We start from the raw sequence: 12,544 nt of genomic DNA, 5'->3' as shown, positions 1-12,544 counted from the left end.
GTTTTCGTAAGGCTCATGTCAGAAGATTACGAACCAAAGCGAACAGACTTGCATGCGTCCGTGCAGAGTGCGGACGCAGAGCGTCCTGCTGCGGAAGATCCGCTGCTCGAACTGGCTCGCATTGTCCAGAAAAACAAGCAATCGGGGGCAGATGTGAGTAGTGGTCGTGTTGGTAGTACCGACTATTTTGCAGGATTGAACGAATTCGCCGAGGAGCCACAGGAAGAGGTGCCGACGCTCCAGTCCTCAGGCCGCATTGAGCCCTCCTTCGTGGCTGTACAGCCAGTTGCAGACAATCAGAACCACGGTGGCGAACAATCACTGCCAGAAGAACCGCTAGGCGCTGCTTCTGTTTCGCAGGTCGCAGCGCCCGAGCCTGTTGTCTTTTCACCAGCACAACAGCCGCCGATTGACGCTGCTCCTTCGGGCCATGTTTCTTCCCTATGGCCCAAAGTTCCTGAAAGTGAACCATCTGAAGAAGTGGCGTCGGTCATTCCGGCGCAAGAAAGAACGGCCCCCGTTCAGCCCAGTGTGGTCGAACCTCAAACGCCGACTTTCGAGCAGCCCTCAACCCATTCGTTGGCATCCCAGGAAACAGAGACGCAAGCACCTTTGACGTCCTCCGTGGCATTGGATTTGGAACAAAATCTGACCGCGGAACTTGAAGACGAACTAATCGGTGCGCTCCGACAATCCGTTGATGATACCCCGGAGCCTTTTGCTTCGGCAGCCACCGGTTATCCAGCAGCGACCGAAGAAATCGAGCCCCCTCCGCAAAATGTCGCAGCTCCGGCCGTTGAAGCGATTTCGCAGACCGAAGACGCAGTCAGACCGAGAGTTCGCGATCTCGATTTCGAACAGGCAATCGCAGTTGATCCGGAACCTGCTCCTGCGCCGGAAGTTGAAGTGCAGGCAACACCTGCGGCAGTCAGCCGGCCAAGGGATGATTTTTCTGTCAGGCTGTCTGCGAACCCGGCGAGGGAAGCAGAGCAGAATTTCTCACAGCAAGCGCCAGACTTTGGTACTGCTGCCGTCAGCACGCAAATTGACGACAATAAGCGTCCACGGATCGACGAAAGCGATCTTTTTGCAGCTCTAAATCCGGTAGAGACTGAGCCTGCGCCTGTTGTCAGGCCTGCTGGTTCTACGCCACAAGGCGATGCAGAGGGTATTGAGGCGCTGTTTGCAGACCTTGAGTTTCCTGATCCAGCGGAACGTAAGGTGCAATCTGTTGTCGAAGAAGCGCCGAAAGAAATACCGGCTCCGGCCAACGAGACTGCGTCTGCAGCAGATATTGACGATATGACATGGCCGGCGGCTGCCGGATCCGTCCCACGTCTTGAGGATGATGAAACCCCGCCTCCGCCTGAAGGATATGACCTCGACGCAGTTGCAAGGGCCATGCAGGAAAGTGACCCAAGCCTCAGCGGCGAGGGCGTGTTGCCGCCCCATCCGGCAGCAGAAAAGCAGGCCGTCCCTCAAGCGCAAGAACGTTCGCGCCGAGGACTGTTTGTTGCCGGAGGTATTCTCGGTGTTGCGGTTTTGGGAGCAGCCGGCTTTTTCCTGATGGATGGAAGTTCGGTTCAGGTGCCAAGCGGACCACCGCCGATTATCAGTGGATTGCAGGAACCGCTCAAGGTTTACCCGGAACAAAGCCAGGCACCAACCGACAATCAGTCGGCCAAGCTTATCTATGACCGGATTGATGGAACAGGTGAAACTGGCCCAGATCAATTGGTGAGACCTGAAAGCCCGCAACCTGCTGAGTTGCCGCCTGCACCGGCCGGTGCCAATGGAAATGCGGATCTTCTGCCGGGTGCTCCAAAACGAGTTCGGACACTCGTTGTGCGTCCGGATGGTTCAATCATATCCGGTGACGAAGCAGGGGCTCCGCCGGTCGCCTCACCAGAACCGTCTGTTGCCGCAGTTGAGCAGCCCGTGGTTCCCGAGCCCGCAGCACCAGAACCTGCGCCAGCTGCGCCTTCGGTTACCGCCAACAGTGAAACTCCGAGGGTTGTTTCAACAACACCCGTAGTTCCTGAATCTGTTCCTGACGCCCCGGTTGCAGCTGTCCCATCGCCGGCTCAAGCCACCCAGACGGACGCGCCGGATGCTGCGACACCAGCCACACCTGCAATTGTTGCAGGAAGTGAAACGCCAGCAGTGAGCGAACCCGCACAGCCTGTCCCAACCGTATTGCCGCGCAAGAAACCGGCAGCGCCCGTTCAAGTGGCGAGCGCACCTGCTGCAGCAACGACGCCTGCGCCAGCCAGTCAAAACGATGGGCCGCTTAATCTGGGTCAGCAAAACGCAGCGGCACCAGCACCTGCAACGACCACCCCAGCAGCTGCACCGGCAACAACTAATTCTGGGAGCATTCCAGCCGGTACGTACATTGTTCAGGTGACGTCACAACGTTCTGAGCAGGCTGCCAGCAACGCCTATTCCGGCTTGCAACGGCAGTACCCGAGCATCCTTGGAAACCGCAATGCAGTGATTGTGTCTGCAAATGTCCAGGACCGTGGAGTTTTCTACCGCGCTCGTATCCCCACAGGCTCCCGTGAAGAAGCTATTTCACTTTGTGAAAGCCTCAAGGGTGCCGGCGGTGACTGCTTCGTACGCAGGCAATAGAACAAGCCAGAGTTTGAACGATGACGATCGGAATGAAGGCCGGGCATAAACCCGGCCTTTATTCTGCGGCAACAACCGCTGTTTCGTAATTGGTTCCTTCTAGCCGGCAGGCCATGGATTTGTAGACCGTTGCAATTGCATCAATCGCCCGGCGAACAGCCGGCTCACGGCGCAGATCACGATGCACAATGATATGCTCAGGGTTCGTTAGTTCTGGAATCGGCTTTGTAAGCCGGACAAGATCTTGATGGTCATCGCCCATAAATACTGGCAACAAAGACAATCCAGCCCCGGCAACAGTCATGTTCAACAGAGTTGTCATGGTGTTGGTCCGAAGTAGCGGCGCTGTCACGAGGCGTTCCTCTAACCACCGAACATGCGTCGGGTACCAAAGATCGTCGGGCGTGAAACCAAGCCAGGAGCAGGATGCATAGGCCACCGGATCAAGGGCTGACGGATTATTTGCAACAAAGGATTTGGATCCATAAACCGCATAGGCAAGTTCACCGACTTTTCGAGCGATCAGTGTATCGGTTTGAGGAAGACAATTGCGGATCTGAAGTTCAATGCTTCGGCTTTGATGGTTGACGGACTGGTGGCTTGAAATCAGTTCAAGTTCCACACCGTCGAGCATAGCAGTGAGTTCACCAAAACTGTCTGTGAGCACGCGAGCGCGAACTTCGTCAACGGCCACCCGCACAACTTTGAGAGCTGAACCCGACAAGTCGGGCAAAATACGGCATGCGGCCTCAGCTTTCTTCCTCATGTCCTCGGCAAGCGGTATCAGTCGCAACCCGGCTTCTGTAGGTTTAAGGCCTGTCGGTGTTCTGTCAAAAAGGCGCGCGCCCACTCTGTCCTCAAAGCACTTGAGCCTGCGACTCAATTGAGGCTGACTGATATCGAGCGCTTTGGCCGCACCTGACAAGGACCGCATTCGCGCTGCGGCATCAACGAGTTTAAGGTCATCCCAATTCATGAAATGAGTATACAGTTTCGCAGAGCAGGCATCAACGCGATGCATATTTGAATACCCGTCATGGCTATTTGGCACCTGACATTTTGCAGATGCATCTCTTATGTAACTTTGAAGAAGCTCAGGATTGATAACGGTGCACACAGCCTACCGAAGAGAACAGCATACGGGATTGGCATTTGTATTGGCCATTGCCGGAATGTCTGCCTTTACGCCGATTTTTGCCGCAGGAAAGATTGCAGATGGCCTGCTTCCGGTGATTGTTCTAGTCTGGCTACGTTACCTTGGCGGAGCCATGACCATCGTGGGGGTGTCGGTTGTAAAGCGGGTGTCGCTCACTGGCGGTTTAAGCCCATTATGGAAACTGCATGTGTTGCGTGCTTGTTGCGGTATCGGTGGGTTGGGTTGTTCAATTTATGCCGCCAGTGTCCTGCCTTTGGCTGACGCTACGGCGATCGGACTGACCAAAGGTATCATCGCAATCGGGTTGGCTGGCCTGATTCTGAAGGAAATCGTTACCGGAAGACACTGGATTGCCGGCGCACTTTGTGCCTTGGGAGCTTTGCTTGTGGTTCGCTCCACGGAAGTGACGGGCACGTATGACGGTCTTGCACTCGCTGGTGTTGGAGCCGCCTTGTTGGGGGCGGTGTTCATGGCGCTGGAGACACTCATTATCCGCTTTATTTCTCAACGTGAGAACACGGTAACAATCCTGGCCTACGTCAACGTACTCGCTGCGTGCGTTCTGACTGGTCCAGTTGTCTGGCTGATTATGTACGAGGAAATTTCCCTGGCATCTCTCATGCTTTTCGCCTGGATGGGGCCCCTTGCGATCATTGGTCAGTCTCTGAATGTTTCTGCCTACAGGCGCGCTGGGGCGGCGACGTTGGCGCCGATCTACTATGGAACGGTTCTGTTGTCCGCATTGTTCGGTTTCGCGGTCTGGGGCGAGATACCAACACCAATTGCAGCACTTGGCGCGTTGTTGATCATATTTGGCGGCGCAATCTTGACGCTGCCGCAGTCATTTACAATCAAACGCGGTGGGTAGTCATGTGACGCAATCGAAGTTCGCTAGTCCAGCAGACTGTCTACCAGGAACGGCAAGCTTTCATCCAAACGGTAGTCAATGGACGAATGGGTATCGTTGAATTCATGATAAGCGTGCTCAATGCCGGCAGATTCAAGCTTCCTATGAAAGCGGCGGGCCCCATAGACGAGATTGTATTGGTCGATATCTCCACACTCGACCCAAAGACCCTTCATTGACTTTAGAGCATCGGCGTATTCGTCAACGATGTGGACAGGGTCCCATTTCAACCAAGCGTTCCATCTTTCCTCGATGATTTCACACGTTTCAAGGTCGACCGGTAGCCTGATGCCGCAAAAGACTTCTGGATCTGGATCGGGATCATAGGTAGCGGCCATCGCAAACGTCATCAGGTCATGCAGGGCGTTTCCTGGAAATTTGGGCCCTTTTTCGAAGTTTTTGACGAATGCTTCAATCGAACCAGCTTTTGCGATTGCGCGAAGCGCGCTCGGCATTTCCGGCAGGTAGCAAAGCTCGAATGCCATATCGCCCGAATGACAGGCCGCAGCTGACCAGACATCCGGATACTTCATTGCGTGAATGATTGCGCCATAGCCGCCGGAAGATTTTCCGAAAAGACCGCGTTTTCCTTTACCTCCGCAGTGAAAGCGGTTTTCAACTTCTTCCAGCATTTCTGTCGTTAGCCACGTGCCCCAAGGTCCCATGACTGAACTGTCGATATACTGGTTGCCTCCAAGGCGCGTAAAACAGTCTGGAAAGGCCACGACAACTGGCTTGAGGGCACCGTCGAAAATGAGTCTGTCCAAGCGTTCGGGAACGTTTTCTCCGAAGTTCTTCCAGTTGACATGTGCAGGGCCACCCGCAGTGAAGCCGACGATATCCACCAAAAGCGGCAGGCCGTCCCCGTCATGTCCGTGCGGCGTATAGACAATGATGTCTCGCGTTGCGGTATCGCCAAGCCGGTTGCTGCCAAGAATTTCAGATCTATGGGAAATCCGGTGCAGCTGGCCGGCCGGAATATCAAGTCGCGCGCGCATGCGGGGCTCCAATCTTGGCGGTGTGGGTTGGGACAGTTTGCAAGTTCGCCGATCAGGTGCAAGAGCAACTAACAGCCTTTCTTGACGGACTTGAGGTGGACCGCTAATCCGGTTCCATGACCAAAGCCTTTGTTTCCGGCTGTTCCGGGCCGACGCTCACACCAGATGAAACGTCTTTCTTCAGGAAAGAAAACCCCTGGGGATTGATATTATTCGCCCGAAACATTGAAACGCCGGATCAAGTGCGCGCTTTGACGTCAGCATTCAGAGAAGCAACGGGCAGAAAAACGGCACCGGTTCTCATCGATCAGGAAGGTGGTCGCGTCCAGCGCATGAAGCCCCCGCACTGGCCGAAATATCCAGCCCCCAAACTTTTCGGCGACTTGTTTGAGACCAACGAAAAGGCGGCTACCAGAGCGGCTTGGCTTGGAGCAAGGCTGATCGCTTATGATCTTGAGGCTGTCGGCATTACGATCGGTTGTTTACCGTGCCTCGATATTCGTTTTCCCGAGACCGTTGACGCGATCGGTGATCGGGCAATTTCAGGAGATCCCGAAATTGTCACCAAACTTGGAAACGAGATGGTCAAGGGTGCTTTCGCGGGAGGTATTCTCCCCGTTATAAAACATATACCCGGCCACGGTAGGGCACAGGTTGACAGTCATTTTGAGCTTCCAAGGGTCTCAGCAAGCAAATCAGCGTTGGAAAGCGTGGATTTTCGCCCGTTTAAAGCTCTTTCCCACGTGTCATTGGGCATGACAGCTCATATTGTATACGAAGGCATCGATGCCGCGAAAGCGGGAACCCAGAGTGCGGCGGTTATTCAGGATGTCATCCGTAAAGAGCTTGGCTTCAATGGGTGTTTGATGAGCGACGACCTATCGATGAAAGCACTTGGCGGTGACTATGAAAGCCGGTCACGGAAGGTCATTGAAGCAGGCTGTGACATCGTTCTTCATTGCAATGGAGACATGGATGAGATGCTTGCTGTGGCCAAGGCGGTTCCCGAGCTGAAAGGCGATGCCCGGGCCCGGTGCGAAACAGCATTGAATGGCTTGAAAGCTCCGGAACCCGGATTTGATCGGGACGAAGCTTTGAACGAGTTTTTGGAACTGACCGGCCGGCAGGCCGTTTGACCGGAGCGGGAATGGCGGAATTGGAAACCACGGAAAAGCTCGCCGATGATGGATCTTTTGATCTTCTGAGTTCGGTCCATTCCGCCGAGGAGAGAGCCTCGTCCGATCCGCAGTTGGTTGTGGATGTCGAAGGCTTTGAGGGGCCACTCGATTTGCTGCTGGGTCTGGCGCGAACCCAAAAAGTGGATCTGGCCCGTATTTCGATCCTTGAACTTGTCGAGCAATATCTTGAATTTGTTGCCGAAGCGCGCCGGATGCGTCTTGAACTGGCAGCGGACTATCTTGTCATGGCTGCTTGGTTGGCGTTCCTCAAATCCAAATTGTTGTTACCGGAACAGCGAGATGAAGACGAGCCGACTGGCGAAGAGCTTGCTGCTGCTCTCGCCTTTAGGCTACGCCGGCTTGAAGCCATGCGCGAAGTTTCCGAAAAGCTCATGATACGCAGCCGTCAGGGGCGAGAGGTGTTTCATCGTGGTGAACCAGAGACAATGTCGGTTCAGCACAACAGCATCTGGGAAGCATCGGTTTATGATCTCCTGTCAGCTTACGCGACCCAGAGACAACGGCAGTCCGTCACGTCTGTCAGGGTTTTACGGCGTACCGTCTGGTCATTGCAGGAAGCCAGAGAGTTGCTGACCAAGCTGGTCGGCAGAATTAGCGAGTGGGCGCCGTTGAACGGTTACCTGCGTGAATATCTTTACGACAATAAGGATTGGGCGACGATTGTTGCCAGCACATTCTCCGCCAGCCTTGAAATGGTGCGCGAAGGGCAAGTAGAGATCCGCCAGGGAGAACCATTTTCGCCTGTCTATATCCGCTCGGTCACCAAGGAGCCCGAGCATGGCAGCTGAAACAGATCGTCTGGATCTGGAACCCTTGGAGCAAAAGGGGAAGGGGACAACGGTAGATCTTGCGGGCCTTCGCATGGTCGAGGCACTGCTGTTTGCCTCATCGGAACCATTGTCGCTGGAGGAGTTGACGCTCCGGTTGCCGGAAGGGTCTGACGTTTTGTCCTTGCTGGAAGACCTTCAGCAGACCTACGCACCTCGCGGCGTGAATCTGGTTCGTGTGGCGGGAAAGTGGTGTTTCAGAACTGCAGAGGATCTTGCCTATCTGATGCATCGAAACGTCGAGGAACAACGCAAGCTTTCGCGCGCTGCGTTGGAAACGCTCGCTATCATTGCCTATCACCAACCGGTCACGCGGGCAGAAATCGAAGAAATTCGGGGAGTGTCTACCTCGAAGGGTACTCTTGACGTGCTTCTTGAAACCACCTGGATCCGCATGCGCGGCCGCCGTCGTACACCCGGCAGGCCTGTGACATATGGCACCACTGAACAATTCCTGGTTCACTTCGGCCTAGAGAATGTCAAGGATCTACCCGGACTTGAAGAACTCAAAGGGGCCGGGCTTCTTGACAGCGCGGTCCCCGCGTCGTTCATGGTGCCAACACCAAATGATGATGCGGCATTGACAGAGGATGAAGATCCTCTTGAAGACGGTTCGCTCTTTGATGGAGATACGGACGAAACCGCCGAAACCTGATGTCTCGACAAGATCCAACCCTATTTGAAAATGGCCGTCCACGGAATTGGGGCGCGCCGGGAACGGCCGGTGCGACGATCGCAGCCGGTCTCGTATTTGAAAATGTGTCTCACGACTATGACGGTGTCGTGTCGGTGAGAGATATGAACCTGTCGATAGCTCCAGGGGAAATTCTGTGCTTGCTCGGCCACTCAGGCTGCGGCAAAACCACATTGATGCGTATTGCGGCCGGCGTTGAACGTCAAAGCCGTGGCAAGGTGCTCATCAACGGACATGAAATTGCAGGCGACACTGCGTTCCTCCCTCCGGAAAAACGCGGTGTCGGCTTGATGTTCCAGGATTATGCGCTCTTTCCGCATATGAGCATTCTCGCCAATGTCATGTTCGGCTTGACACAGTTGCCAAAATCCGAGGCCAAGACTGCTGCACTAAGTGCACTGGGTCGCGTCGGTCTCGCCGACTATGCAGAAGACTATCCGCATGCCTTGTCTGGCGGTGAACAACAACGTGTTGCTCTTGCAAGAGCGCTTGTCCCGCGCCCGGGCATTTTGCTTATGGATGAGCCATTTTCAGGTCTCGACAAGCGACTGAGAGATAGTGTTCGCGATGAAACCCTAGCGGTTATCCGGGAAACGCGGGCAACATGCATCATCGTCACCCATGACCCGGAAGAGGCCATGCGCATGGGAGACAAGATTGCCTTGATGCGACAAGGACGGCTGATTCAGCACGGCACGGCAGCCGAACTTTACAACAGTCCTGCCGATCTCTTTTCGGCTCGGTTCTTTTCTGAATTGAACCAGCTACAGGGGCGCGTCACATCATCTGGTGTTGAAACACCGCTTGGGGTCTTACCGTCTGAAGAACTTGAAACAGGGCAGCAAGTCGATGTTTGCGTAAGGCCACAGGGGGTCATCCTGAACACGGCTGGACTGTGCGGAGTTCCAGGACGCATCCGCTCAAAACGATTCGTCGGAGAGGTGGATTTGCTGTCCGTCGTTGTCGAAGGCATCGACCAACCACTTCAGGCGCGTGTGCGCGCTGGCAGTAAATGGGAGATGGGAATGGACGTGGCAGTAACCACTGATCCGAAAGACGTGCTTGTTTTTCCTCGGCCTGCGCCCCAAGTCTAGGGAATGAGGATCCGATTAATCATTGTGTCTAAGTGCATTAAATGATCATGTCGGACATGTTGCAGGGAGGTGGCCCTTTTTGTAAGAAGGGCCTAAGGGCTTTAAAGCCGATTATCAGGAGTTTGGCGTATGGGCATTAGTATTTGGCAGATCTTGATCATAGCAGTGGTCGTGGTTCTGCTGTTCGGACGTGGCAAGATTTCCGAACTCATGGGCGATGTTGCAAAAGGCATCAAGAGCTTCAAAAAAGGCATGGCAGAAGACGATACAGCCGATGCCCCGAAGACCATCGACCATCAGAACAGCGAAGCGGCCCCAACGGCCAAAGCTGAAGATCAGACCAAAGCGAGCTGATCTTAATCTGCATCGCGTCTCCTTAAGGGACGAGACATCTCATGTTCGATATCGGCTGGACCGAACTCTTGGTGATTGCCAGCGTGGCAATCATCGTTGTGGGGCCAAAAGACCTGCCGCGCATGCTGCGCACGCTCGGGCAGACGATGGGCAAAATGCGTCGTATGTCACGCGAATTTCAGTCCACGTTCAATGAAGCGCTGCGAGAGGCTGAGCAACAGGCCGATATAGCGGACATGAAGAAACAGGTCGAAGACGCTGCCAACTTCAACCCGTTGGGCGACCTGAAGAAATCCATCGAAGAAGATGTTGCCCAGGCAACTGGCAAGTCCAAGGCGGAAGTGCCCGCGAAAAAGCCTGAGAGCGAAATGCCGAAGGCCGAAGTGAAAACACCGGCCGCACCTGCAGAGGTAACCAGCGATTCGCCGGCGGCCGAAGCGACCGCGCAGTCGGACAGCAAGCCCGCGACGGAAGATGTGAAGGCATGAGCCAGGAAGATATCGACTCCTCAAAAGCGCCCCTGATCGAGCATCTTATCGAACTGCGTCAACGCCTGATGTGGTCGATCGCCGCCATTCTCGTGATGTTTGTCGTTTGCTTTTATTTTGCGACAGACATCTACAACATCCTCACCATTCCATATATCCGGGCTGCTGGTGAAGGGCATCCGGTGGAGATGATTTTCACCGCGCCTCAGGAATGGTTCTTCACGCAATTGAAGCTGGCGCTTTTCGGCGCCTTGTTTCTGGCATTTCCCGTTGTTGCCAGTCAGATCTACATGTTTGTGGCGCCAGGCCTTTACAAGAACGAACGCGGCGCGTTTCTGCCGTTCCTGATCGCGACACCAATTCTGTTTCTGATCGGTGCCTGTTTGGTCTATTTCCTCATCATGCCGATGGCGATGGGCTTTTTCCTCTCCCAAGAGCAACTGGCACGAGAGGGACAGGTTGCCATTCAGCACCTTGCCAAGGTCAGTGAGTATCTTGGTCTGATCATGATCTTGATCTTTGCGTTTGGCCTTGTCTTTCAGTTGCCGGTGGTTCTGACGCTGCTTGGCAGGGCGGGGCTGGTGTCTTCTGCTTCGCTGAAGACGAAGCGCAAATACGCGATAGTTGGTGCGTTCGCCGCCGCGGCAATTTTGACGCCTCCAGACCCGATCTCGCAGATCGGTCTTGCGCTGCCAACGTTGCTTCTCTACGAAGTCTCCATTCTGTCAGTCAGGCTTGTGGAGAAACAGCGCGCTCAGCGTGAGGCGGAACGAGAAGCGGAAACCGCCTAATCTTCGTTCCCGACATCCAGACCTTTCCGACGGAATGAATGTACAACGACCGTCGTTCGGAAAGTGAAGATGTTTGATATCAAGTGGATCAGGGAAAACGCAGACGCATTCGACAAGGCTTTGGCAAAACGGGGTTACGAGGCCTCCTCCGCCAAGCTGATCGCGCTGGATGATTCCCGCCGTTCCCATATCACGAAGCTTCAGGAAGCCCAGGAACGACGCAACGCCGCGTCGAAGGAGATCGGTAAGGCCAAAGGCTCTGGTGATGAAGCCAGGGCCCAAGAGCTGATCGACGAAGTCGCGCAGATCAAAGCGTTCATTCAGTCTGGTGAAGAAGAAGAGCGGACACTTGTCGGCAATCTGGAAGCTGCCATGGCGGTTATTCCGAATCTGCCGTATGAAGATGTGCCTGTTGGTTCAGACGAGAACGAAAACGTTCTTCTGAAAACCCATGGTGAGCGCCCGACCTTTACCTTCAACGAAGCGCCGAAAGAGCATTACGAACTTGGCGAGGCGCTCGGCGATATGGATTTCGCGAGGGCTGCGAAACTCTCTGGCTCTCGCTTTGTGGTGTTAAAGGGACAGATTGCGCGGCTGGAGCGGGCTCTCGGTCAATTCATGATCGATCTGCACACACAAGAAAACGGCTACATGGAAGTGTCCCCGCCGCTCCTCGTCAATGCAGACCCTCTCTATGGAACCGGCCAGCTTCCGAAGTTTGAAGAAGATCTCTTCAAGTCGACCACGGATCACTATCTGATCCCGACAGCAGAGGTGCCGCTTACGAACCTTGTTGCGGGTGAGATCCTGAGCGATGAACAGCTGCCTTTACGTGTTACCGCGCTCACCTATTGCTTCCGCTCGGAAGCCGGTTCGGCAGGACGCGATACAAGAGGCATGCTCAGGCAGCACCAGTTCCTGAAATGTGAACTGGTATCTGTCACCCGGCCTGAAGAGTCTCTGGATGAGCTGGACAGGATGCTTGGCTGTGCAGAACTGATTTTGCAAAAACTCGGTCTGCACTACCGCGTCATGACCTTGTGTACGGGAGACATGGGCTTCGGTGCCCGGAAAACCTACGATATCGAGGTTTGGCTTCCGGGCCAGGATGCCTATCGTGAAATCTCTTCCTGTTCGGTCTGTGGGGACTTTCAGGCGCGCCGTATGAACGCAAGGTATCGCCCAACCGATTCCAAACAGCCTCTTCATGTCCATACACTGAACGGGTCTGGAATTGCTGTCGGGCGCGCGCTGATTGCGGTGCTTGAAAACTACCAGAACGGCGACGGTTCCATCACGGTTCCTGAAGTGTTGCGTCCTTATATGGGAGGCCTTGAGAAGCTCGGCTAACGGCGGGCATGCACCGGAGCGCCAGGCCCCGGTGCATGAAGGTTTCATTTCTGGT

12 protein-coding genes are annotated in these 12,544 nt (G+C 54.7%); 10 read left to right on the top strand and 2 right to left on the bottom strand.

Annotated elements, in window-relative coordinates:
- Positions 1-60 precede the first annotated feature (60 nt).
- On the top strand, positions 61-2,631 hold the full coding sequence (locus tag K1718_RS15810) for an SPOR domain-containing protein (RefSeq protein ID WP_265681624.1): 2,571 nt from the start codon (positions 61-63) through the stop codon (positions 2,629-2,631).
- A 58-nt stretch (positions 2,632-2,689) separates the two neighbouring features.
- On the opposite strand, the gene K1718_RS15805 is transcribed toward K1718_RS15810, so the two are convergent.
- Positions 2,690-3,607 carry a LysR family transcriptional regulator gene (locus K1718_RS15805; RefSeq protein ID WP_265681625.1) on the bottom strand — a complete coding sequence of 306 codons (918 nt, stop codon included), beginning with the start codon at positions 3,605-3,607 and terminating at the stop codon, positions 2,690-2,692.
- Between the two features lie 133 nt (positions 3,608-3,740).
- Between K1718_RS15805 and K1718_RS15800 the strand changes: the two genes are divergently transcribed.
- A complete protein-coding gene (locus K1718_RS15800) occupies positions 3,741-4,655 on the top strand; it encodes a DMT family transporter (RefSeq protein ID WP_265681626.1) in 915 nt (304 codons plus the stop codon).
- A gap of 23 nt (positions 4,656-4,678) precedes the next feature.
- Here K1718_RS15800 and K1718_RS15795 read toward each other — a convergent pair whose 3' ends face one another.
- A complete protein-coding gene (locus tag K1718_RS15795; RefSeq protein ID WP_265681628.1) occupies positions 4,679-5,692 on the bottom strand; it encodes an alpha/beta hydrolase in 1,014 nt (337 codons plus the stop codon).
- Between the two features lie 116 nt (positions 5,693-5,808).
- Here K1718_RS15795 and nagZ point away from each other — a divergent pair, with 116 nt between their 5' ends.
- The 8 genes from nagZ to serS all read left to right on the top strand — a co-directional run bounded on the left by nagZ (position 5,809) and on the right by serS (position 12,489).
- Positions 5,809-6,828, top strand: a complete 1,020-nt coding sequence (gene nagZ / locus K1718_RS15790) for a beta-N-acetylhexosaminidase (RefSeq protein WP_265681630.1) — start codon at positions 5,809-5,811, stop codon at positions 6,826-6,828.
- Positions 6,829-6,839: 11 nt separating this feature from the next.
- Positions 6,840-7,679 carry a segregation and condensation protein A gene (locus K1718_RS15785; RefSeq protein WP_265681632.1) on the top strand — a complete coding sequence of 280 codons (840 nt, stop codon included), beginning with the start codon at positions 6,840-6,842 and terminating at the stop codon, positions 7,677-7,679.
- The gene (gene scpB / locus K1718_RS15780; protein ID WP_418068040.1) at positions 7,669-8,373 is read left to right on the top strand and encodes an SMC-Scp complex subunit ScpB; all 705 of its coding nucleotides are present in this window, start codon (positions 7,669-7,671) and stop codon (positions 8,371-8,373) included. The genes K1718_RS15785 and scpB overlap by 11 nt, the downstream gene beginning before the upstream one ends.
- The gene (locus tag K1718_RS15775) at positions 8,373-9,506 is read left to right on the top strand and encodes an ABC transporter ATP-binding protein (protein ID WP_265681633.1); all 1,134 of its coding nucleotides are present in this window, start codon (positions 8,373-8,375) and stop codon (positions 9,504-9,506) included. Before scpB ends, K1718_RS15775 begins: the two co-directional genes overlap by 1 nt.
- 129 nt (positions 9,507-9,635) lie before the next feature.
- Positions 9,636-9,860 carry a twin-arginine translocase TatA/TatE family subunit gene (locus K1718_RS15770; protein WP_152501858.1) on the top strand — a complete coding sequence of 75 codons (225 nt, stop codon included), beginning with the start codon at positions 9,636-9,638 and terminating at the stop codon, positions 9,858-9,860.
- Positions 9,861-9,901: 41 nt separating this feature from the next.
- Entirely contained in the window at positions 9,902-10,348 is a 447-nt protein-coding gene (tatB, locus tag K1718_RS15765; protein WP_265681635.1) for a Sec-independent protein translocase protein TatB, read from the top strand.
- Complete coding sequence (gene tatC / locus K1718_RS15760) at positions 10,345-11,139, top strand: twin-arginine translocase subunit TatC (protein WP_152501856.1); 795 nt, start codon at positions 10,345-10,347, stop codon at positions 11,137-11,139. Before tatB ends, tatC begins: the two co-directional genes overlap by 4 nt.
- 69 nt (positions 11,140-11,208) lie before the next feature.
- Positions 11,209-12,489 (top strand): serine--tRNA ligase, encoded by a 1,281-nt coding sequence (gene serS, locus K1718_RS15755; protein ID WP_265681637.1) that lies wholly within the window; start codon positions 11,209-11,211, stop codon positions 12,487-12,489.
- Positions 12,490-12,544: the final 55 nt, after the last annotated feature.

Origin of the sequence: Roseibium porphyridii (assembly GCF_026191725.2) — a bacterium.
GTDB lineage: Bacteria > Pseudomonadota > Alphaproteobacteria > Rhizobiales > Stappiaceae > Roseibium > Roseibium porphyridii.
This window is presented reverse-complemented; position numbering and strand designations above follow the sequence as displayed.

Coding starts and splice junctions, on each gene's coding strand:
- K1718_RS15805 (WP_265681625.1), bottom strand. CDS start 3,607: ATGAATTGGGATGACCTTAAACTCGTTGATGCCGCAGCGCGAATGCGG.
- K1718_RS15795 (WP_265681628.1), bottom strand. CDS start 5,692: ATGCGCGCGCGACTTGATATTCCGGCCGGCCAGCTGCACCGGATTTCC.
- nagZ (WP_265681630.1), top strand. CDS start 5,809: ATGACCAAAGCCTTTGTTTCCGGCTGTTCCGGGCCGACGCTCACACCA.
- K1718_RS15785 (WP_265681632.1), top strand. CDS start 6,840: ATGGCGGAATTGGAAACCACGGAAAAGCTCGCCGATGATGGATCTTTT.
- scpB (WP_418068040.1), top strand. CDS start 7,669: ATGGCAGCTGAAACAGATCGTCTGGATCTGGAACCCTTGGAGCAAAAG.
- K1718_RS15775 (WP_265681633.1), top strand. CDS start 8,373: ATGTCTCGACAAGATCCAACCCTATTTGAAAATGGCCGTCCACGGAAT.
- K1718_RS15770 (WP_152501858.1), top strand. CDS start 9,636: ATGGGCATTAGTATTTGGCAGATCTTGATCATAGCAGTGGTCGTGGTT.
- tatB (WP_265681635.1), top strand. CDS start 9,902: ATGTTCGATATCGGCTGGACCGAACTCTTGGTGATTGCCAGCGTGGCA.
- tatC (WP_152501856.1), top strand. CDS start 10,345: ATGAGCCAGGAAGATATCGACTCCTCAAAAGCGCCCCTGATCGAGCAT.
- serS (WP_265681637.1), top strand. CDS start 11,209: ATGTTTGATATCAAGTGGATCAGGGAAAACGCAGACGCATTCGACAAG.